General features: G+C 32.3%; 22 protein-coding genes and 2 pseudogenes. 6 read left to right on the forward strand and 18 right to left on the reverse strand.

The genetic code is table 11. The features are described 5' to 3' along the window. Positions 1–212 precede the first annotated feature (212 nt). From CLCY_RS02865 to CLCY_RS02870, 3 genes are all read left to right on the forward strand, one after another. A complete protein-coding gene (locus tag CLCY_RS02865) occupies positions 213–845 on the forward strand; it encodes a sigma-70 family RNA polymerase sigma factor (RefSeq protein ID WP_048569631.1) in 633 nt (210 codons plus the stop codon). Between the two features lie 200 nt (positions 846–1,045). Continuing rightward, positions 1,046–1,192 carry a DUF1413 domain-containing protein gene (locus CLCY_RS13415; protein ID WP_161797098.1) on the forward strand — a complete coding sequence of 49 codons (147 nt, stop codon included), beginning with the start codon at positions 1,046–1,048 and terminating at the stop codon, positions 1,190–1,192. Positions 1,193–1,287: 95 nt separating this feature from the next. Next, on the forward strand, positions 1,288–1,593 hold the full coding sequence (locus CLCY_RS02870; protein WP_048569632.1) for a hypothetical protein: 306 nt from the start codon (positions 1,288–1,290) through the stop codon (positions 1,591–1,593). Between the two features lie 100 nt (positions 1,594–1,693). Here the strand turns inward: CLCY_RS02870 and CLCY_RS02875 are convergent. From CLCY_RS02875 to CLCY_RS13420, 3 genes and pseudogenes are all read right to left on the reverse strand, one after another. Further along, positions 1,694–2,386: pseudogene (locus CLCY_RS02875) on the reverse strand (glycoside hydrolase family 113); the annotation flags it as partial. A gap of 143 nt (positions 2,387–2,529) precedes the next feature. Beyond that, the gene (locus CLCY_RS02880; protein WP_048569633.1) at positions 2,530–3,663 is read right to left on the reverse strand and encodes an RNA-guided endonuclease InsQ/TnpB family protein; all 1,134 of its coding nucleotides are present in this window, start codon (positions 3,661–3,663) and stop codon (positions 2,530–2,532) included. A 611-nt stretch (positions 3,664–4,274) separates the two neighbouring features. Beyond that, positions 4,275–4,574: pseudogene (locus CLCY_RS13420) on the reverse strand (glycoside hydrolase family 113); the annotation flags it as partial. A 966-nt stretch (positions 4,575–5,540) separates the two neighbouring features. Here CLCY_RS13420 and CLCY_RS02890 point away from each other — a divergent pair. Next, complete coding sequence (locus CLCY_RS02890; RefSeq protein ID WP_048569635.1) at positions 5,541–5,777, forward strand: DUF1659 domain-containing protein; 237 nt, start codon at positions 5,541–5,543, stop codon at positions 5,775–5,777. 30 nt (positions 5,778–5,807) lie between these two features. Next, positions 5,808–6,023, forward strand: coding sequence for a DUF2922 domain-containing protein (locus CLCY_RS02895; RefSeq protein ID WP_048569636.1), 216 nt, complete (start codon positions 5,808–5,810; stop codon positions 6,021–6,023). A gap of 69 nt (positions 6,024–6,092) precedes the next feature. Here CLCY_RS02895 and CLCY_RS02900 read toward each other — a convergent pair whose 3' ends face one another. From CLCY_RS02900 to tnpA, 3 genes are all read right to left on the reverse strand, one after another. Continuing rightward, on the reverse strand, positions 6,093–6,434 hold the full coding sequence (locus CLCY_RS02900) for a hypothetical protein (RefSeq protein ID WP_048569637.1): 342 nt from the start codon (positions 6,432–6,434) through the stop codon (positions 6,093–6,095). Between the two features lie 292 nt (positions 6,435–6,726). After that, positions 6,727–8,169: an RNA-guided endonuclease TnpB family protein gene (locus CLCY_RS02905; RefSeq protein WP_048569638.1), complete on the reverse strand. Its 1,443-nt coding sequence runs from the start codon at positions 8,167–8,169 to the stop codon at positions 6,727–6,729. Between the two features lie 70 nt (positions 8,170–8,239). Continuing rightward, positions 8,240–8,587, reverse strand: a complete 348-nt coding sequence (gene tnpA, locus CLCY_RS02910; RefSeq protein WP_048569639.1) for an IS200/IS605 family transposase — start codon at positions 8,585–8,587, stop codon at positions 8,240–8,242. Between the two features lie 451 nt (positions 8,588–9,038). On the opposite strand from tnpA, the gene CLCY_RS02915 reads away from it, so the two are divergent. Further along, positions 9,039–9,227: a ferredoxin gene (locus CLCY_RS02915; protein ID WP_048569640.1), complete on the forward strand. Its 189-nt coding sequence runs from the start codon at positions 9,039–9,041 to the stop codon at positions 9,225–9,227. A gap of 154 nt (positions 9,228–9,381) precedes the next feature. Here the strand turns inward: CLCY_RS02915 and CLCY_RS02920 are convergent, their stop codons facing one another. The 12 genes from CLCY_RS02920 to CLCY_RS02975 form a co-directional block, all read right to left on the reverse strand. Further along, the gene (locus CLCY_RS02920; protein ID WP_048569641.1) at positions 9,382–10,170 is read right to left on the reverse strand and encodes a hypothetical protein; all 789 of its coding nucleotides are present in this window, start codon (positions 10,168–10,170) and stop codon (positions 9,382–9,384) included. 65 nt (positions 10,171–10,235) lie between these two features. Next, positions 10,236–11,000, reverse strand: a complete 765-nt coding sequence (locus tag CLCY_RS02925) for a hypothetical protein (protein WP_048569642.1) — start codon at positions 10,998–11,000, stop codon at positions 10,236–10,238. 247 nt (positions 11,001–11,247) lie between these two features. Beyond that, on the reverse strand, positions 11,248–12,009 hold the full coding sequence (locus CLCY_RS02930) for a hypothetical protein (RefSeq protein ID WP_048569643.1): 762 nt from the start codon (positions 12,007–12,009) through the stop codon (positions 11,248–11,250). 198 nt (positions 12,010–12,207) lie between these two features. Beyond that, positions 12,208–12,774, reverse strand: a complete 567-nt coding sequence (locus tag CLCY_RS02935; protein ID WP_048569644.1) for a hypothetical protein — start codon at positions 12,772–12,774, stop codon at positions 12,208–12,210. 399 nt (positions 12,775–13,173) lie between these two features. Then, positions 13,174–13,947 carry an aldehyde dehydrogenase family protein gene (locus CLCY_RS02940; RefSeq protein WP_048569645.1) on the reverse strand — a complete coding sequence of 258 codons (774 nt, stop codon included), beginning with the start codon at positions 13,945–13,947 and terminating at the stop codon, positions 13,174–13,176. Positions 13,948–13,956: 9 nt separating this feature from the next. Beyond that, positions 13,957–14,493: a GNAT family N-acetyltransferase gene (locus CLCY_RS02945; RefSeq protein ID WP_048569646.1), complete on the reverse strand. Its 537-nt coding sequence runs from the start codon at positions 14,491–14,493 to the stop codon at positions 13,957–13,959. A gap of 284 nt (positions 14,494–14,777) precedes the next feature. Beyond that, a complete protein-coding gene (locus CLCY_RS02950) occupies positions 14,778–15,089 on the reverse strand; it encodes a nucleotidyltransferase domain-containing protein (RefSeq protein ID WP_200899959.1) in 312 nt (103 codons plus the stop codon). Then, the gene (locus CLCY_RS02955; protein WP_048569648.1) at positions 15,070–15,492 is read right to left on the reverse strand and encodes a nucleotidyltransferase substrate binding protein; all 423 of its coding nucleotides are present in this window, start codon (positions 15,490–15,492) and stop codon (positions 15,070–15,072) included. Before CLCY_RS02955 ends, CLCY_RS02950 begins: the two co-directional genes overlap by 20 nt. A gap of 134 nt (positions 15,493–15,626) precedes the next feature. After that, entirely contained in the window at positions 15,627–17,888 is a 2,262-nt protein-coding gene (locus CLCY_RS13870) for a DUF7922 domain-containing protein (protein ID WP_053083244.1), read from the reverse strand. 575 nt (positions 17,889–18,463) lie between these two features. Continuing rightward, positions 18,464–19,306 (reverse strand): 16S rRNA (adenine(1518)-N(6)/adenine(1519)-N(6))-dimethyltransferase RsmA, encoded by an 843-nt coding sequence (rsmA, locus tag CLCY_RS02965; protein WP_048569649.1) that lies wholly within the window; start codon positions 19,304–19,306, stop codon positions 18,464–18,466. 4 nt (positions 19,307–19,310) lie between these two features. Next, positions 19,311–19,841, reverse strand: a complete 531-nt coding sequence (gene rnmV, locus CLCY_RS02970; protein WP_048569650.1) for a ribonuclease M5 — start codon at positions 19,839–19,841, stop codon at positions 19,311–19,313. Between the two features lie 124 nt (positions 19,842–19,965). Then, the gene (locus tag CLCY_RS02975; RefSeq protein ID WP_082141677.1) at positions 19,966–21,645 is read right to left on the reverse strand and encodes a flotillin family protein; all 1,680 of its coding nucleotides are present in this window, start codon (positions 21,643–21,645) and stop codon (positions 19,966–19,968) included. Between the last annotated feature and the right edge of the window lie 5 nt (positions 21,646–21,650).

Below are 21,650 nucleotides of genomic sequence, written 5' to 3' on the forward strand. Positions count from 1 at the left end.
TGTTTATGTAGTTTTATGTACGTTTATGTACTAATTCTCTTATTTTTACCAATATATTCACTTCGAGGTTTATATGTGATAGATTCTGAATATTTTCTTCACCTTCATTTATTATTAACCCCTATTTCCCCTTGATTCCCCTAGTTTATTCAGCATTTAAGCTTATTCCCCTTTTTCTTTAGGCTAAGGGTAAGAAATTTGGAGGTGAGGTTTTGAAAGATGTTAAATGTGAACTAAGTGAAGAAAATAGTTCTAAAGAAGTGTGTGAAATACAAAGACTTCTAAGGGATGCTAAGGAAAGTGTAGTAAGCCTTGAGGCATTAGTTAATAAGTTTATGCCCCTTATATTAAAGGCGGCTAAGTACTACTGTGTATCCTCTGATATACTACCTGATGCTATAAGTGAAGGGTCATTAGCATTTATAAGGTGTATTGAGAAGTATCCACTTGACTCCCCTATTCCCTTTCCCTACTACGCCAAAAGGGCAGTATATTCCCACATAAGATACTACTGTTCAAAGGAGATTACAAGACATGATAACACTATTAGCATTCATAGTCCTGTTAATGGATGTGATGACATAACCCTAGAGGATACTATATCCTCAGAGGAGGGACTTGAGGATGAATTCTTTAGAAGGTCATCATTTCTAGAGATCATAGACTATATACAGAATCTTAATGACTTAGAAAGAGAGGTTCTCGAGAGGCACTACTTTCTAGGTCATAGTCTAAAGAAGATATCTGAGGATCTAGGATATAGCTATAGAGGGATTAAGTATGCTAAGTCCCGTGGTATCAAGCTCCTTCAGTCAGAGTTTGAAGGTGAGGGGAAGTACATATAATTCCTTGAAGCATATGTATTGTAGCTATATTGTAGTAACTTATCACCCTTTCATCACTTACTTATGTATTACTTATTGTCATGCTTTATATTATTGATAAGTTAAATATAAAAAGGAGCATCTCTACTCCTTCTAGTTCATAATATAAACTACAAGAAAATTTACATGAATAGAATAATTTGTATTAAGGAGATATGAATATGAACAATTTACTATGTAAAGCAATCGGTAAAATAGCAAACTTTCCCCCAGGAAAAAGTTTTTGCTTAAAGGATTTACTTACTGAAGATGAATGGGCTTCCCTATCAAGTTCAACAACATTTGGAAAAGAGTTTAAAAAACAGTAGATTCTACTACTTATTTAGGAATAAGACCTAGACCAAATAAAGGGGGAACTCAATACTATACAAAAGAAGGTTTATTGAATTAGGAGGTAACATTTATGTTAAGTAAACTTTTTAATGTTGGTACATACTATTCATTTGAGGAGATTTCTGAGATATATGATAGAGAAATAGGAGATAAAGAACTTTCTTTTGTTTCAGGTAAATTAGTTTTTAAAGATGAGTTTGGTATAGATAAAGGTAAAGGTAAGTGTGAAGCCTTTATCTTTGATACAGGCTCAGATGACCATACTATTTTTTATATCTTATATAGAGAAAAAAATATGATTGGAATAAGACCTGATTATCCTTTAGAATATTGTAAGAGTTTTATAGAAATGCTAAAGTGCTCTTCTTCAAATTAAAAAGAAACAACTACACTAAAAGAAATTGAAATAATAGCTATAAATAAGCTAAGCATCTGTTTTTACACTAATGCTTAGCTTTAAATCACTCGTGATATATTTACTTTTCCTTGCTATACCAGTTTCTTATAACTTCTGCACTTTCTTCACTTGGATAATAACGTTTGTCATCCCCTTGCTTCCCTATTGCAAATATAGAGAAGCCTAGAAACCATGGCTCATTTTCAAATTTTCTTCTATATGCTTCAAAGCAGTTAGCCTGCTCCTGATTATTTACTATGTCATTTTGGTATGGGTTCCAAGGCTTATTTGAAGCTCCATTAATTTTGGGGAAACCAAGTTCTCCAAAGAAGATAGGCTTATTCCATTTATCATGGAAATTTTTTATCTCTTGTTTTATATTTTGGTTTCTTAATTGTCCATCAACGGATATTTGAGAACTTTCTATTGCACTTGTAAGATTTTCTACCGTATTTGTAGGATTATTTGTAAGCTCAAAATATGCTGCAATTGATATAAAGTCTAGCTTTGAAAACAGCTTATTATTTAGCTTGTTTTCGTATGCAGCAATACTTTTAGAATCCCAGGATGCTGTGTACCAGAAGTTTGTTCTATATGTTACAAGTCCTTTATAATACTTTCTTACATAATCTATAGTGTCACACCAAGCCTTCTCTTCTGATTCCATGATTACAAAGTTGCTTCCTACATTGAATGTACCCATCTTGTATGGCACTGCAATATTATCTATTAATGGTTTTAGTACATTTGTCCGTTGCCAAAAATCTATAAAAATCTATAAATTCTGTTTAGTTCCCTATTCAACCTATCCTATTTCAAATATACAAAGACACTCTACTTTAGTTTTATATAATAGTCCAAGGGCGTAAATTCCGATACAACGAATCGTACATATTAGTAATATCTTTCCTGTGATTAACTTACTAATTTATACTTTGATAGATTAATAGCAGCATTTAAATCCCTATCTATACTTAATCCACAGTCTGTGCATATATAGGTTCTGTCTGAAAGCTTTAAATCTTTTTTAATTGCTCCACATGAGCTACATGTTTTAGATGATGCATACCATTTATCAGCTTGAACAAACTCTATGCCATTAAATTTACACTTATATTTCATTTGGCGTATAAATTCATATAAACACTGCTCTGCAATAGCCTTTGATAAATGCTTATTTTTCATCATTCCACTAATATTTAAATCTTCCATAACAACTCTATAGGGCTTTAGCTTTACTATTCTATTCGTTGCTTGATGAATATGATTACTTCTAATGTTTGCTAGTCTTCTATATATTAGCTTTATTTCTTTTTCAAGCTTAATAATATTATTAGTCTTTACAAACTTAGAATCGACTTTATTCATCTCATACTTTCTCGAAACCTGTCTTTGTAATCTTTTAAGTTTTTTATTTAGTCTTCTAACTTCATATGATTTATTAATGTTTTTAATTGGCTTATCTAAACAGCTAAGAACTGCTAAACTTTTAATTCCTAAATCTATTCCTATTGATAAATCATTATTTAACTCGGTTTGCTTTTCACCTTGTTCAAAGCCTAATGTTAAGTACCAATACTTGCCATCAAAATGACATCTAGGGTTATTGTATTTAGGTAAACCAGGTATGATGTGATTAGTTTTATACTTTACCTTGCCTATCTTTTCTAAGTTCACCCTATTGTCTTCAAACTTAATAGCATCATATCTAACATAAAAGCTTTTTCTAGACTTCTTCTTAGATTTAAATTTAGGATAACCAGATTCCTTTTTAAAGAATTTCTTAAATGCAGTATCTAAATCACTAAATGCTTGTGAGGTAATTTGAGCACTTACTTCATAAAGCCATTTATACTCTTGACTCTTTTTAACTGTATTATTAAATTCTTTCTTAATTGCAGATTTAGATGGTTTTGAACCTTCTTCATATAGTTCACCCCATTTATTAAGTCCCCAGTTGTATGTGAATCTAGCTATACCAACTGATTTAAACATTAATTCTTCCTGCTCTTTCGTTGGCAGAAGTCTAACTTTTATAGACTTTATCACTTTATCACCTCCCTAGCCTTATTGTATCAAATAGTTATCATATTATTGACAACCAATTTTTGTAATAATAACTTTAAGGTGATAAGATATTTAATTTAATTACAAAAGACATCTTAAACAGACTTTATACATAGTTATAGACTTTTGACCTTATTCAATAGTACTCGTCACATACTACCAGTTCTCTCATGAACTTCTTATGCTTTCACATAAGCGTAGACTATATCATTACCTATCTATAGGTATCCCCCACTTCCACTATCATTATTGACTTATAGTGTACTTCCCTTCGGAATAGTCGTTGAAGTTTATTCATATCCATTGGACTTAGAATCTTACCTGCTGATTGCCTATTGTATAAAGCACTTAGGATTTAACCTTATGCTATCTTAGTACTTTTTTCTACTTTCGCAACATTCAAGCTTATCCTTTCAGATTACTTTGTAGTGTACTAAGCTTTAAGGGTTTCCAGCAATTCAAGGGATTTTGGATGGCTAAAGCCACCGCTCCATGCTCTTTATGAACATGGGAGGCTGTTGACAATTTTAATATCTATAAAGAATTTATATGTTTTAGCATATTTTTATAGATATTTTGCAACTGTACAGTTACCTCCAATTTAAGAAGAAGGTATTCATATTATCTGGCTTCCATTCTGTCTCATATAAGGTACCATCAGCTATCCATGGATAGGGCTCTAGTATTATGTTTATATTTTTACCTATTAGCTTCTTAATTAACTTTATTGCTTTCTCTTCACTTGATTTATTAATACTCATATTACTTGATGATAAATTATCTATTTCTATCACTACAGGTATGTTTAAAGTATTTAATTGAAGCTTATCTATATCATTTAGTACTTGTTCAATGTCATAGTCGGTAGATAGATTACCTGACTTGATCTTTATAGGGATAGGAACAGGTTCTACCTCTGAAGTACCTGCATTAATGAATTCCTTAATATCTTCCTCTAGCTTATCACTTCTATCACAGGTACCAAGCTTTTCAGCTTCTTTAAGTGCTTCCTTGGCCTTATTCAAGTCATTAGATTCCTTTGCCTCTTCGTATAGTTTAACTACCCTGCTATATTCAACTTGAAACTTATCCTCTATATCCTTCACTACCTTAGAAACATTATCTAATCTACCTATTAGCTCATCGTATTGCTTCTTAAAAATAGATTTATCTACTTTTTCTAGATCTATTTTTGCAAGGTGCAAATATCCATTCCATGTTTCTGCGTTTTTGATGCTAAGAGAATTTCCGTATCCACCTTTATCCTTAGGTGTTATACTCTTTTCTACTTGATTAACTCTAGCCAGTCCTTTAACTAACGCTTCATCCTTATTAACTTCTATTGCTAAAGCATCCCTTTGTATCTTTTCTGAATTAGGTATTTTATTAATCAAATCCCTAGACTGTGATATGTAGGTTTGCCACATTCCCTGATTTTTAATTCCTAGATAATTTGCTTTAAGGGACTTTGTTAAGTGACTAATTTTTGCCTTAGCATTAGTTAAAGCCTTAGATTCAGCTGCATATACAGTATTTACATCATTTATAAGTAATGAAGATAATGTCATGGCTATTATAAATATAGCTAATATAATTTCTAAAAGTCTGTATTTAACCCTTGTCATTTTTCAGTTCACCTCCATGTATTCCATATTTTACATTATATTACATATCATAATTATTATATAGACTATGTAATAAGACGCTAGAGATATCACGTACTTCAATTAACCTTTTTATCAGTATGAAATAATAGAGTCTAACCTCTTCATAACTTCAAAAACCTTTCAAGATTATTTATTTTCATTGCCCCTTTTCACTTTTACAATCCATTTATGTAGTGAAGGGAGTTGATAAGCATGGCAATCAAAACTAAAATAGCCGCTCAATCACTTGTATTAACAATGAATCTAGGTGAGGACAAAAATGGAAAGATAGCTTTCAAGAATCTTAGCTTAAAGCAGGTAAAACCTAACGCTACAGATGAGGGAATCCACACAGTTGCAGAGGCTGTAAAGGGTATTCTTCCATATCCAGTGGAAGGTGTATCTAAAAATACACTAAGCGAGATAGTTGATGACACAATAGTAGGCTAAAACATTAGAATAAATGGAGGTGCATAGAAGATGCAAAAGAGTCTAAAGCTTGTATTCCTTGATAGTCAAGGAGATAAACAATCAATAATCATACCAGAGGTTAAGGAAGACATAACAAGCGCTGAGGTAAGAAACCTTGCTGATGTTATTCTTCAGAATAATATATTCGGAGATGATCTAAGAAGTCTAGTGAAGTCTGTGGAAGCAGCTATAACTTCTAAGGATGTTTCAACTATAGTATTCTAATTCACATGAGAACAAAGAAAGCCACTAGGGAAATCCCTTAGTGGCTTTTTCTTTATATTAAACTTCAACCTATCTAAAAATCCCTCTAATGGAATCAATGATACTTGGCATGGAACTACTAGAATACCACTCAATAACTGTATCACGAAGAAGAGTTTCTCGTCCCTTATATAACTTTAAAGCATGACTTTTATACTTATCCTTTATAGGCTGGGCCTCATCACCTTTAGTCTCCTTTATGTATATAGCATCAAGGGCTCTTTTTATCTCCCTATGTATACTTCCATCCTCTTTAAGTGATGATGAAAGAAGTATTAGTAGCTTCTCATGGGTAAATTCTCTATTTATCATCTCAAAGCCTTCACTTATCTTCTCTATATAAAACTTCTCAGCTGAATTTATCTTGCTCATATAATCACCTTTTTTTCCTTATTAAGTTAATTAAAAAATTATGAAAAACAGGTCAAACTCTGTATCTAATATCTGAACCTCTCACGACTAAAGTCGCAAGGTTCTTAGGTACTATCCAAGCTTCTTTTGGATAGCCGATAGGTGCTAAAGCACTATCGGTTGACACCAAATACTGGCTTGGTTTCCCTAAGACTTTATCGGGCAAAGTTTCTATTGAAACTATTAACACCCTATGGGGTTAATCATATCGGCTCGGTTCAAAACCCTATGCCCCTAATTCAAGTAGTTTAGGTTATAGCCCTATGCTACTTAATTGTTTTTTATCTAAGTTTTTAATTCTATTTACTTCTTTATTATGCAACTTAAAGAAGTTTTCATAACTTGAATTTGCTCTATCTATATCTATTTCTTTTAAGTTATCCTTTGTATTCATTATTAAAAATGCCGAATACATATCTCTTTGAATATTTCCTTGCTCAAATTTATTCCAACGTTTTGAAAGTGGCTTTTTAACATAGGTTTCTGTGAAGTGATCAAATTGACTTGCTTTAACTTTATAAGTATCTATTTTTTTCACTGAAAGGCCAAGGTGCTTAAGTTTGTTATCTATTAACCTTATAAGCATACTTGGTGCTTTATTACTAATAGATTTTCCAAATCTTTTCTTAGAATTAATCTTTCCCGTTTTCTCATTTACTATTGTTTCTTTTGCTCTTTTTTGAAGTCCTTTGAAATTCATTGTTTCAACTCTAACATCAAGACCAAGTGAAAGAATATGATTAGCAAGTTTATTATGAGATTGTTTTCTCGTGTCCGCTATTTTCCTTTGAATTTCTGCAAGTGCACCTTTAGTCTTAATATAACCTTTGCTTTGAATCCATTTCTCTCGATTTCCCTTTTTAATTGTACCATCTTCATTATATTTATTAGGATTATTTGCTCTACGTTGTCTGTCGAGCTTCCTTTGAAGAACTCTCTTAAGCTTTTCGTCTACATTAATATCTTCTGCAAGTTCTAAGATTTTAACTTCTTTTTCACTTGCAATAGCAAGTATAGAAGTACCAATATCTAAACCTACACGAGCATTTTCATCATTAGATATACTATGATTATCCTTTTGAGGTGGGACACCCTCAAAAGTCATTTGAACAAAATATCTATTTTTACCACGGATAACTTTTTTAACAAGTTTACAAAATTTAAGTTTATCTAAGAAACATTTACTTGCATACTCATCATTTCTTTTTATAATTACCTGCATAGTCAGACCAAGCCATTCCATTATATTTCTATCTTGAAAATATCTAAAACCTGTGATATTTCCTTTTTCACGTACAGAATAGAATTCTCCAAAGGTCTTAAATCTAACTTTCTTAGCTTCTCCAAACATTAGTTTTTCAAAAGCTCCAAAGGCCCTCTCTGCTATTTCTTGAACCATTTGAGAACCTAAGTTTTGTTTAAATTTTTGTCCCATAGGTTTTACATATTTATTTAGGTCAAACTTAGTTAAACCGAAATCTTTTCTAATCTTATTAAAAATTGCATTGCGTTCTTTACCTTTTCCCATTTTCATGGCAAGACCATAGTTTTTTTGTCTTTTCATTAATTTATATCTTGAAAGGATTTCTCCAAGACAAGCATTATAGATTTGACGAGCAATATTTAATCTTTTTTCTAATATATCTTCTTGCCACTTTTCCGTTTTTAACGGAAGTGTCAAAACATAATTTGCCATTTAGAAATCTCCTTTCTTACTTTTTCTGTTGACTTTGAATATATCTTTTTATTTGTTCTTCTGTATTTTCTCATACAGTAGCTACGAAGTAGCTTGGGTTCCAAATATGCCCACCACATAGACTATTTTTAAGTTCTGGATGTAACTGAAACATTCTTCTTGCAGATACACCTTTAAGAGATTTTAGAAGATTGAGGATATAATGCTGTGGAGTACACTCAACTAGTAAATGTATATAATCTTTATCACTTTCCATTTCTACAATGGTTATATCATTAGCAGTTGCAAGTTGATTTATTATTATTTTTAAGTCTTTTTCTATATTTTCAACGAGTAATTTATACCTATATTTAACACACCAAACTATATGATACTGAATTACATAGACATATCCTCGTCCGTGTTTAACTTCTAACATTTAAAACAACATCTATCAGTATATTAACATATGTAATTATCGAAATGAAGTAAACTCAGTGAAGTAACACTTTTATCTAATTACATATGTTAAAAGTCAATGTGGCATTCATCTCCGCACTGAAGTAGCGAGTATTCTGCCGTGGGAGATAAATTATTATATAACACTAAAGCTATAATTAATAACCAAGTTTATGAATTACTTTAAATATAATTATTATGAAAAATATTACTTCAAAAGTTTTACTCATTTACCATTTACTATTTGATTAATTTAAAGAAATATGGATAAAATATAATATAGCTTTATTTTGTATGCTGTTTATCTTCATACAAAGTTTAGAGATATGATCCGTTAGGAATAGTTTATTTTTTATATCATTGGATATGATTATGAATATACTAATCCTAGGCTTATTACATTATTTTTTTGAATATAAGGAGGCATAACTATGAAAGCAAGTGTTAATGAAGATCTATGCATTGGATGTGGACTATGTCCATCTATAGCACCACAAGTTTTCGCTCTTAACGATAACGGTAAGGCTGAAGCTATAGTAGAAGAAGTTCCAGGAGATTATGAAGATGAAGCTGCTGAAGCACGTTCAAGCTGCCCAGTTGATGCAATCGACGTACACTAGAATCTAATCTATACTGATTTTATTTTACATGACAGAAGGTAGAAGTCCACTGGACTCCTACCTTCTGTCTATTAGTCATCATTTTATATTTTACATTTAAAGATGTATTTACTTCATTAGATACTGTTACATTATATACCATTTTAGTAATATTTTAAAGTTCATTTTCAAACTTATTATCATTAGGTCTTATTTTCCACTTAGGCTTTACATTCTTATCACAAAGAATAACTATATTAAGAATTATCCAAGGAATACTTATAACTATTAAGAGAAGTATTATAATCATACTTACAATTAGAAATTCTATTCTTGGTGAAATTCCAGTATGATGACCCTCAAGTGTAAAACATTCATATAAATACAAGCATATACCTGTTCCTATAATGCTAGAAACAAGTACAATTTTTTTAAATACTAAGTTTTCACGCCATATATCATAAATTCCTATCCTAATAAAATACTCCCTGTTAACATAGAAAATATATACCCATAATAATTGAAGCACTCTTCCTGGAATTAAGAATATAAACGTTAACCAGGGACTAGTATTCAGTGTAGAAAAATCAAAATGAAAAATATTAATAAGAATCTGTAATGTAAATATCTCTGCTATCATAAATAGAATATGTATAAACATGCAAGTAGAAAACACCTTACATAATTGCCTTGATTTTGTTAAAATGGTAATTAAAGCAAATGATAATAGTATGTTAATTACAACCCTAACATTAAAACTTAACTTCATGGCATGTATTTCTATATTAAATACAACTACACAAGGTATTACATATGTAAAGATTATTCTTAACATACTATTCTTAATTTTATCTTTACTTAGAAACTCATACTTACCCATGGCTATTAAAATCATTATACATGCTAAAAATTCCTCTGGAATACCTATAATAAACATTTTTAATAATATCTCATTAAAAGACAATTTATCACCTCAATGCATATGCACATAGCTCTATAGCTTTCTTAGTGTATTTTTTAATTACTCCCTTAAACCTCTTCACTTTCCTTAATTCTATGTTTGTATTTTTCCTTAGGGAATACAGACATTAAAGTTATCCATGGGATCATAATATTTAAAGCCACTAGTGCAAGTACTATTACAACTATCATTAACTGTAAATTCTCTGCAAGTAAAACAAGAGACCTTTTTACTACAAAATAATTATATAAAATTATAAGTATAATTAAATTTACAGAAGCTGGTATAAGTATACTACTTCTATAAAACTGGTTATCTCTCCAAAGCCTTGCAACATCAACACTTACTAAGGCATTTTTCTTTAAATATAGGAAGTATACTATCCCATATTGTATAATTCTTTCTGGTAATGTTATAAGGAAGTTTACTCCTGGATAGAAATCCAAGGTTGAAACATCAATTTTTAGTAGGTATACAACAATCAAGAAAGTTATTATATCTTGAATAAAGATAAGCACAAATACCATTAAGGAGAAGGAAGTCACCTTTTTCACATCCTTAGACTTTAATAAGATAAGCATAAGAATTGAAAATATTGTAACATTAGTAATTACCCTTAAATGCATATCTAGTTTCAATACAAATATATTAGTGCTAAATATTACTACACAGGGAACTACCACAACAATCATTATTTTAATTAAATTTTTTCTTATAGAATATCTATCCAATAAATCATATCTGCCTATCCACATAATAGTCATAAGGGTTATAACTAATTCCTCAGGTATTGAAATCAAAATCATATTCAATAATATATAATATAATGACACTACATCACCTCAATATCCTTAGGTTAACGTAATTCCCGAAGGTAATTATATCCTAGGAAATTCAAAATACAAAGCACTTTCTACCACTTACAACAAAACCTCTCAGCATACTACAAATTCCCTTAACTCTCTACATATTTCTTCACATTAATTTAATAAATTTTATGGGTATGTTAATTTTAAGTATAATAAAAAGTACACCTATAGTAATTAACTTAATAACCCTATAGGTGTACTCTTTATTATACTAGTTTTCCTTTTTGCTTACATTGCTTCTATACCTTTCACTGGGGTATATTGTAAGGATAATGATCCACGGTAGCATAAAATTCAATATTAATAGGACAAAAATAATTGTAACAATAAGTATTTGAGTGTTTTGTAGTAAACATTTCAATGAGTTATTATTTATAAAACTACTATATATAATCATACATATAAATATATTTATAATAGAATATATTATTGTAGTAATCCTCAATGGAAAGTTTCCCATCCAGACCTTCATTATCTTAAACTCTGACATAGAGTTTTTCTTAAGATAAATTAAGTAGATTATAGTAAACTCAATTATTCTCCCAGGTAAAGTTAACTTAAAATTCATTATAGCAGATTGGTTTATTATATCTCCGTCTAAACTAAGTACATAAAAAATCATACCTACTGTTGTTAGCTGTATTATCATAAACACTACCACACTAAAAAGCAAATACATAACTACCTTAAAGACCTTCTTTGTCTTTAACAGTATACATATCATTATCACCATACTTAATATGTTTATAATTAGATTAAGGTTCTCATTAATATGTAAAACATATACCATTATATTAGATAGAATAGCGCTAGGTACTACTACTATAGATAGAACCTTAATTAAATTAATCTTTAATAAATACTTATCTATGTAATCAAACCTTTTCATAAATATTAATGCCATAGCTACTATAAAAATCTCCTCAGGAATTGAGCATAATAGTATATTTAACACTATATCATTGGTTGTCAAAATATCACCTCTATGTAAAACACTTATTACATACCATCCTTATAATAATTATAAACCACTTAAATGAATAACAAAAGAATTTCCCAATTTTTATAAATATTTTCCACATAATTCTGTAATCTTATACACAAAAAGGTTAACCTATAGACTACAATCTACAAGTTAACCTTTTCTTACATAAACACCTATATGTTAATACTATTCGTTTAAAAGTATTAATTGATCAAGAATCTTCTTGGCATTTACAGATGATTCTGCATCACTTACCTCAATACCCATATATGTATTAAGTAACTTAGGAGTATTTTTACTTTCTATTATATTAACCTTAATCTTATCACTTTTATCCCTTATCTTCTCAGCTCTTTCTAAACTCTCTCTATAATTAAGTGCCTCTCTATCTGGTATTCTAATTACTACAGTATCCTTCTCCCTAACAAGATTACTCCTGTTAAATTCGATTATATTGTAGTTAATACTATCCTTAGAATCCTCCTTAATAACATTCTCAACATCACTTACAGAATCAAGAGATCCTAGAATCTTTATATTCATATGTTTAGCAAGCTTTTCCCCAAGTCCCTTTAGGATATTCTCTGTTTCCTTGGAGTTTTCCTTATTGGTAGTAAAAAGAATTATACCCCTCATACCTTGATTCATTACAGACTCACTTTCAATCTTATTTATAATATACATAAGATACCCAACAGCAAGTACCGTGAAAGAAATCACCAAGCCTACAACAAGAATCTTAAACTTCCTCATATACCCTCCATAAAAGTATTTGCTATAACCAATATATGAAGGGAGAATTTAGATTATGAATGGAAGAGTAAGCGTCTTGCAAGTAGTTAAGATTAATGTATAAATAAGACTTTTATACCTATCTGAAAAGTCATATCAAAAATCTTATCTCTAGTGTAATATTGTTTAAATAGGATTAGTTTCATGCGAAAACTAGGGCTATCAAAACCGATGTGCTTGAGCTGACTGCTAGATATTCTTAACGAAAGTATTAATTTTAGCCTTAGTATGGCTGCATGTTTGAGCCTTTAGGCGAGTTTGCGCCAAACTTAGGCTAAAGTTAATACTGAGTTTTAGAATATCTGCAGGCAATCTCACCGCATTGAGGTTTTGATAGCCCTAGTTGTAGCTTCACTTACCCTATTTAAACTTAATATGAAACTCCCAATCTCCACTTTTATAGTTTCCTGAGACTTCATATTTTGTTACTTTACCTTCTTTATCCCTAACTGATATAACAGCTTCACTTGATGTGTTGTTATATTTTCCTGTTTTTACTTCTATACTATAATCGAAGTTTTTAGAATCAGTTGGGAAATTTACTGATATTTTATTTGCACTTACACTGTTTAGAATACTCTTTTGGTCTACTGAGGTTATTGACCTTGTAACTGAATAGTCCTTACCTATATCAGCTACAACCTTGCTTCCCTCTTTCATTCCATGCTTCTTTATAATTGTGCTAATAAGGGATATGTAATACTCTGGTACATTTACTAGGTCGTTTTTCTTCATAAGTCTTTTCATGAATATGTCTTCTATACTTCTCGATATTCTGTATAGCTTTCCATTCATGTCTATAAGGTTAGCCTCACTTGAATCCGTAACCCCTGCTATATACTTAAAGTTACCAACACTTCTAGTTCCATCATATAGCTCAAATACGAAGTCAGGCTCAAGTCCTGGATCTTCCTTGGCTATTCTAGCCTTTTCTATATATCCCTTGAATCTTTCCATACTCTTTTTATCTATAATCGTATATCTTCCCGCATATCTCGCATTGGTAATTGTTATTCTTTCTATTTGTGCATTTTGCATAGCTTTCTTGATTTCTACTGCACTACCACCACCTGAACAAGCAGAAAGTAGTATAGTAAATATTAAAATAGCTACTATGGATATTGTTTTTTTCAATTTTCTCACCTACTTTAGTGTTTTTCCCATTAGATAAATATCGTAGAACCTACTATCTACAAGCATACCCTTTGATATTCTTCCCTCTATCTGAAATCCGAACTTTAGGTAAAGGCTTATTGCTGGTATATTGTCTTCTCTAACTAATAGGTCTATCTTCTTAGTTATTCCGTTTGACTTAGCCCACTTTAGGAAACAGTCCATAAGAGCCTTTCCAACACCTACTCCCCAAAAGTCTTTAAGTACTGCTATACCCATTTCCCCTCTATGTTCCATTCGTTTTCTACTTGAAGATAAAAAAGTAACAGATGCTACTATCTTACCATCTATTATCCCAACTAAAAAGCACGAATTTCTGGAATCTTTCAATCTACTTATATATGAATACTGTTGATCATAGGTCATGTAATATTCTCCTTTAGAGTAGGAAAGATTACTCGTTTCACCTGCAACCTGATTGGAAATATTCAAAATTTCCTCAGTATCTTCAACAACTGCCTTTCTTATACAAAGGCTTTTTGAATTTTTTAGAGTATATATATACAACGTCTTCTCCCCTTTAGTCTATAGATTTAGATTCCCTACTTCCTAGTAAACCCTTAATGCTAGAAAGTCATGGATTATTCCATGTATAGAAACTCTAGTATAAATTTCATTCTAATAACTTTAATCGCCTATCTAGAAGATATTCTTCATAAAATATTCTAGAAATAAAATTACACCTTAATAGAATTTATCTTCTACATGATTGATATCATTTCCTTGTTTTTTAATATGAAGTATATTCGCATATAGCACTTTTGGTGTATAAGAGGAAAAATTAGTCTCGTTTACTTATTCTTTATGTAAATTTGTTTACCATCTTTAAGTATGTTCTCTTTAAGACCATCCTTTTTTATATCCTCAAAATTTATAAGATCTACTGTATATATTATATCAAGTTCATAAATTGCATCTCTTAGTAAATTAAGTCTAGTAGAAGTTATTCTAGTTCCAAACAAAGCTATATCTATATCCGATGTAGTTTTATAGTCTCCTCTTGCCCTAGACCCAAAAATCATAGCCTTCTCTATCTCTTGAAATTTTTCTAACTGCTTTACTATGGACCCTATTACATAATCTTTAAGACCAAACATCATCATCAACAACCTTCATGCTTAATATATTCTTCATATTCTCAAGCTCACAAAAATATTTATCTATTATTTTTTTATAAATAATTTCTACCAATTCCTCATCATAAACATGTGATGTAAGATTTCTATCCTTAAGCATATCTATCCATAGTTCCCCATCACTGATAAGTCCATACTTAAATCCTTCTCTGAATGTAGAGCGAGGACTTTTAGCTTCTTCTATACCTTCATTTTCTAAAAATACCTTCATAGACTTCCAGCACAGCTCATATGTAAACTCAAATCTTTGAATTACTCCATCCTTTAAAACTGTTGATTCTACATTATTACTACTTTCCTCTATAGCTTCCTTAAGTCTCAAAACTGCTCTACTAAAATCATCAATTCTTTCTTCCCATCTCTTACTCATAACCTTCTTAACCGCCCTTTTATATAATCAATTCTCACTAAAATAATTATATCATTCTTTAGAACCTAAAACATATTCATCTCTATAAAAAAGGACCGTTGACAGTACTTGTCAACAGTCCTCTATAATTATTACTATTTTTTCTTCTTATCCTTTTCCTTAGGAAGCATTACACATCCTGTATATGGGTTATAGTACATAAGCCATATACCTGCGTTCCCATGCTTAGCCCAGCTTACAAATCCGGTCATTCCCTTATATGGTTGATGTGATTCCTTCTTTTCCCCTTCAACACCATATACAAGGTATTTAACTTCTCCATCCTTATCATACTTAATACCAAAGTAGTAATATCCTTTACACTTAAAGTATTTTACATAATTGATATATGGATAAGTCATTTTTAGATGATGGATTGCACTATGATATGGGTAATGTGCATTATCCTTATTAGGGAACTTGTGGTTTTCACGAACCTTCCAGAATCTTATATCCTTGGCTCCCTTAACTTTAACCTCTTCAAATTCCTCTAGAATTTTATGAAGGATTTTCGCATATCCCTTTTTCTTATGGTCATGATGATCATGATGCTTATTACCATGATCGTGTTTATGATGATTATGATTGCATCCACAATTATTATGATGACCATGGTGGTCTTTATCATGATGGTCATGACCTATATGATCTCCGTGTTTACCACACCCATGATGTTCATGGTGTCCTTGTCCATGATGCTTGTGGTCGTCATCATCATGGCATCCGTGATGTCCTTGGTGTCCATGTCCGTGATGCTTGTGGTCGTTATCGTCATGGCATCCATGATGTCCTTGGTGTCCTTGTCCATGATGCTTGTGGTCGTCATCGTCATGGCATCCGTGATGCCCCTGGTGTCCATGTCCATGATGCTTGTGGTCATCATCATCATGATCTCCGTGATGCCCCTGGTGTCCATGTCCTTGATGCCCGTGATTATCATCATCATGGCCTCCATGATGTCCTTGGTGTCCATGTCCGTGATGCCCGTAGTCGTCATCATCATGGCCTCCTTGGTGTCCATGTCCGTGATGCCCGTGCTCGTCATCATCATGGCCTCCATGATGTCCTTGGTGTCCATGGTGCCCGTGATGATTGTTACATGAGTGATTTTCTAGTAAATTTTTATACTTTCTGATTTCCTGATCTAAGAATTCTTTAAATAGCCTTTGGACTTCATCATCTAGCCTATCAAAGTCAACTTTAACATCATCAGAAAGCTTATCCTTATCTAAATTAACTACCTCTAATGCTCTAGTAAGAATACTTACTTCACAACCAATAGATCTATTAAGATCCCTTGCATCCTCTATAATTTCATCATAGTGGAAGGCATCTGAGAACCTATCTTCGCTTTCAAGTATATACATTTTATTAACTTCAGGAATATTTAGACAATCCATTTCTTCAAAATCTCTAGTCATACTTTCTGCATAGCTATTGTCAAAATCTATAAAACTTATTTCATTCTCATAGTGTTCAAACTTCAAGCCTTCTTCTGAATAAGAGTCTATATAATCATCGTCATTTCTTTGAAGTTGTTCGTCAATGTCACTAAGACTAGTGTAGTCAGGTATATCATTATCAACTTCCTCAAATTCAATTGAATCATTTCTATCTTCTACTGAATCTTCAGCATCAGATTGTACATCCTCTGTCTCTTCTATTGACTTTTCTACTAATTGTCTTGTCTCTTCAACTATGTCCTGACTTTCTTTTAAAACTTCTATTGACTCTTCTATAGATTCTTCTATTGATTCCTCTATTGATTCCTCTACTAGTTGTCTTGTTTCTTTAACTATATCTTGATTTTCTTCTAGAACTTCAACTTGAGCTCTTTCTACTATATCAGCAATTTCTTCTTCTATAGTAGTTTGTTCAGCTTGTTCAGTTTCTTTAATTTCTTCTGAAGAAGTTTTCTCCTCCTCAGCAGAAACGAATGACCTACTGCTAATCTTTTCCCTCCATGGCGTTCTATCCTTTCCAGAATAGCCTGCAAGTGGAACCTGTAGTCTGTTACCTTCCTTAACTACAGCTGCTACATTAAATTTATCTGGAGTAAGACCTGTACCAAATATGTTCTTTGCGTCTTGTTCCCATACAGTTTCTCCCTTACCAGACTCGTCAACTTCAAGTTCACCAAGATTTGCAACAATAGCTGGATTTTTAGATGAGTCTACTAAGTAACAAGAATATGGACCCTTATCCCTATTTAGGTTTTGAGCGTATACTGTGATCTTGCACTTCCCACTTCTAGTCTCAATTTTAGTGTACCCTGTAGGTTGCTTATCACTTGATATCTCAAAGCCCTTGTCTTCCTCACCAAATATGAGAAAGTATCTATTGTACTTTTTACTCAACGATTTCCCTCCCTAGGCATAGTTATCATTACATTATATGCATGGCTAATGAAAAATGTACCTTTAGGGGAAATTTTCTTTGTTAATGTAAGTATAGGGTGATGCAGTAGTTGTGTATGGGCTAAGCCAGGCGAGGTCTTCGAGAAGATCTTCTACTCTGCCTAAATGCTCCTAGACTAAGTGCGACGCAAACTCGCTTCTCTCAAACATGCTTTCTTACTAAGTCTAAGAACATTTAAACAGATAAGAAGCTCTACCTCTTGACTCTATTGACTTAGCCCCATGCACAACTACTTACAATCAAACAAATCCTATATAACGATATTGAATTTTGTCTTTGTATATATGAAGACTTTTTAGATGGATTGGCTTTTTACTTACCCGAAGTGTTTAAAAGTAAAGCATTATCCCTAGCACTGTGAAGATGATTAAGTCTTTTAGAGCACTTATAATATTAAAAACCTGTAAGCAATAGCTTTTTAAATTTAAGCATACAAAATATCCTCTGTCTAGAATCACTGCCTGAAGGTCTCGTGGTTTCAGACACCAATACCACTACTGCATAGCAGCCTTTCCTACATCATCTCATATATTACATTAGAAAGCATAGCAAATTCTTGAATAGTTAGTGTTTCTCCACGTCTTTTCTCATCTATTCCTGCTGCCGCAAATGCTTCCTTTAGCTTGTCACTTGGAAGACCCACTGGCTTTAAGCTGTTTAGTAGTGTTTTACGTCTCATGTTAAATGAGTCTCTTATTATTCTGAAGAATAGCTTTTCGTCTTTTACATCTACTTCAGGTTCTTTTATGTTCATTTTAACTACCATTGATTCAACCTTTGGATTCGGTATAAAGCATGATGGTGGTGCTTTTACTACTTTCTCTACATCTGAGTAGTAGTTAGCAAGTAGAGTTAATGCACCATAGTCTTTAGTTGAAGGCTTTGCTATAAGTCTTTCAGCTACTTCTTTTTGTATCATAACTGTTATACTTTTAACTCCCTTAGCTTCCTTGAATATCTTATTAATTATAGGAGTTGTTACATAATAAGGTAGGTTGGCAACTACTTTTATGTTGTCCATTCCCTTTTCTTCAAATAGCTTGTTAAAGTCAACCTTAAGTGCATCTGAATGTACTATTTCAACGTTATCATAACTACTTAGTGTTTCTCCAAGGATTGGGATTAATCTATCGTCTATTTCTATAGCAACTACTTTCTTACATCTGCTTGCCATTTCTTGAGTAAGGACTCCTATTCCAGGGCCTATTTCAAGTGCACATGATGTATCATCAAGTTCTGCTGAGTCTACTATTTTAGTTAGTACATTGTTATCTACTAGGAAGTTTTGTCCTAGTGACTTTGCAAATCTAAAGTCAAAATGACTTACTATATCCTTTGTTTTTGAAGCTAAATTCATATTATTATATCCTTTCTAGTGCTTTTTCAAATTCTTCACGTGTAATGGAATATCTATTTAGTCTACTTAGGAACTGCTTAGCATTACCATAGCCTATTCCAAGAATGGCACCTAACGCATCACGACGCTTCGTAGCATCGTTTCCTCCTGAAAGTCTATAGACAATCATATCAGTCATAGTGAATTCCTCGCGAGGGTTCTCAACCTCTGTCTTAACCTTAGATAAGGCTGCAAGTATGCTCTCAGGAGATGCATTCTCTATTCCTATATCTCCATTTAGTGTTCCCTCAATTCTTGGAAGATACGCATGCTTACATCCTTTTATCTTAGATGCTATAGTTTTTCTGATTTTCTCCCCTGGAAAATCTGGGTCAGTGAATATAATCACTCCCCTTTTCTCTACTGCATCTTCTATTCTCTTAAGTATCTTAGGGGTAATCCCGAAACCAGATGTAATAATACAGTCAGCATCTACTGCTCTTTTAACTGCACTAACGTCATCTTTCCCCTCAACTACTATAAGTTCTTTTATCATAAGTTCAACGCCTTTCTTTTATGACTACTATTTATTCTATTATATCATCTTAATAGAAATAAGCGGTAAATAACTTTTAATCTTGTTAGTTATTCACCGCTTAGGTTTAATTTAATAGTACTTTTTAATTTTTCTCACTTTCAGTTTCAGATTCTTCTATATCTATTTCTGGAATTATAACATTCTCTTCTTCTATATCTACCTCTGGCACTATGACATCCTCTATTACTATATTTTCAAATACCGCTTCATTCACCCTTTGACCCTCAGGTAACCCTTTAATATCTAGGTTAATGTTCTTCATAGTCTTAGCTTGAATTGTATTTGATTTCATTACATCTGTTAAGTCAAATCCTATTGTCTCCTTTACTGCCTCATTAACAGCCTTCATCGCTCCAACTGTGTACCTTGCAACATCACTTGCTCCGTTTTGACCCTCACCAGAGCCTCCTATGATTGTAATATTTCCAATCTTAGATAATGGTTCTGCTACGGCTCTCGCTATTTCCGGTAGTTTCTCAATTACCATTTGCAGCTTACCAGCCTCATCCATTTTAGCAAGTGCTTCAGCTTTCTTTTCTAGGGCCTCTGCCTCAGCGAGTCCCTTTGCCTTTATTGAATCTGCTTCAGCTTTACCTTGGGCCTCAATTACCTTAGCCTTAGCTTGTCCTTCAAGTTCAAGCTTTCCAGCCTCAGCTTCTGCTTTCTTTAATTCCTCAAACTTGTTAGCTTCAGCCTCAAGTTCTCTCTTCTTTCTTTCAGCCTCAGCTGGTTTTACTACTGTTTCTAGTAGTTCAGCTTCTTTTCTTTCAGCTTTCTTTTGAGCTAGTTCGATATTTCTTTGTTCCTTGGCTATTTGAACTTGTACCTCTGCTTCAGCAACTTCTTTATTACGTTGCTCTTCAAGAACTCTTGCATCCATTTCAGTATTTTTAACTTCCTTAGATGTTATATTTTCTTGAATCTTATATGCTGCATCTGATACTGCTCTTTGAGTCTCTTGTTCTCTACTATAGTCTAATATCTTAAGCTCTTTATTTTTCTCTGCTTCAGCGATTTGTGCCTCTGCTTCTAGTTCAGCTTGCTTACCAAGTTTACGTGCTTCAGCTGTTCTAATTTGCTTTTCCTTCATAGCTTCTGCTGTACGTATTTCACGTTCCTTAGCAGCTTCTGCCTCTGCTATAGCCGCTGATGACTTAACCTTAGCGATTTGCTCCTTACCTAGTGCCTCTATATATCCATCATCATCGGTTATATCATTAATAGTAAATGACTTAAGTTCAAGACCCATTTCTCCAAGCTCAGTTCCTGCTACTTCTTGAATTCTAGCTGCGAAGTCTTCTCTGTTATTGTATATCTCTTCAACACTCATTGCTGAAACTATTTCACGAAGTTTACCTTTACATACCTCAGATGCTTGAGTTCTAATTGTATCTACTGTTTGAGATTCCTTAGCACAGTTAAACTGTTGAACCGCTGCCATTATACTATTTTCATCGTTTTTAACTTTTAATACTACTATACCTTCAGCATTAATTGGTACCCCAAGGGATGTCTTAGTTTGTTTTATTTGTACATCAAACATGATATTCTCTAGTGTAATTATATCCATTCTCTGAACTATTGGAATAACCATGGTTCCTCCGCCTGTTACAACTTTAGGCTTTCCAAGACCTACAATGATTGCCGCCTTATCTGAGGGTATCTTCTTCCATGTACTCAATATCCCTATTAAAATAATTACAAGCCCCAGAATAATTAATCCTGCAACTCCTAAAGCTGAACCAAATATCAAATCTCCCATTATTC

The organism is Clostridium cylindrosporum DSM 605, assembly GCF_001047375.1.
Taxonomy (GTDB): domain Bacteria; phylum Bacillota; class Clostridia; order Clostridiales; family Caloramatoraceae; genus Clostridium_AB; species Clostridium_AB cylindrosporum.

What these genes read in the sequence shown, in the direction of transcription:
- tnpA (WP_048569639.1), bottom strand. Translation starts at nt 8,587, where the DNA reads ATGTTAGAAGTTAAACACGGACGAGGATATGTCTATGTAATTCAGTAT.
- CLCY_RS02905 (WP_048569638.1), bottom strand. Translation starts at nt 8,169, where the DNA reads ATGGCAAATTATGTTTTGACACTTCCGTTAAAAACGGAAAAGTGGCAA.
- CLCY_RS02950 (WP_200899959.1), bottom strand. Translation starts at nt 15,089, where the DNA reads ATGATGATGTTTGGTCTTAAAGATTATGTAATAGGGTCCATAGTAAAG.
- CLCY_RS13415 (WP_161797098.1), top strand. Translation starts at nt 1,046, where the DNA reads ATGAACAATTTACTATGTAAAGCAATCGGTAAAATAGCAAACTTTCCC.
- CLCY_RS02890 (WP_048569635.1), top strand. Translation starts at nt 5,541, where the DNA reads ATGGCAATCAAAACTAAAATAGCCGCTCAATCACTTGTATTAACAATG.
- CLCY_RS02895 (WP_048569636.1), top strand. Translation starts at nt 5,808, where the DNA reads ATGCAAAAGAGTCTAAAGCTTGTATTCCTTGATAGTCAAGGAGATAAA.
- rnmV (WP_048569650.1), bottom strand. Translation starts at nt 19,841, where the DNA reads ATGATAAAAGAACTTATAGTAGTTGAGGGGAAAGATGACGTTAGTGCA.
- rsmA (WP_048569649.1), bottom strand. Translation starts at nt 19,306, where the DNA reads ATGAATTTAGCTTCAAAAACAAAGGATATAGTAAGTCATTTTGACTTT.
- CLCY_RS02975 (WP_082141677.1), bottom strand. Translation starts at nt 21,645, where the DNA reads ATGGGAGATTTGATATTTGGTTCAGCTTTAGGAGTTGCAGGATTAATT.
- CLCY_RS02915 (WP_048569640.1), top strand. Translation starts at nt 9,039, where the DNA reads ATGAAAGCAAGTGTTAATGAAGATCTATGCATTGGATGTGGACTATGT.
- CLCY_RS02935 (WP_048569644.1), bottom strand. Translation starts at nt 12,774, where the DNA reads ATGAGGAAGTTTAAGATTCTTGTTGTAGGCTTGGTGATTTCTTTCACG.
- CLCY_RS02955 (WP_048569648.1), bottom strand. Translation starts at nt 15,492, where the DNA reads ATGAGTAAGAGATGGGAAGAAAGAATTGATGATTTTAGTAGAGCAGTT.
- CLCY_RS02900 (WP_048569637.1), bottom strand. Translation starts at nt 6,434, where the DNA reads ATGAGCAAGATAAATTCAGCTGAGAAGTTTTATATAGAGAAGATAAGT.
- CLCY_RS02870 (WP_048569632.1), top strand. Translation starts at nt 1,288, where the DNA reads ATGTTAAGTAAACTTTTTAATGTTGGTACATACTATTCATTTGAGGAG.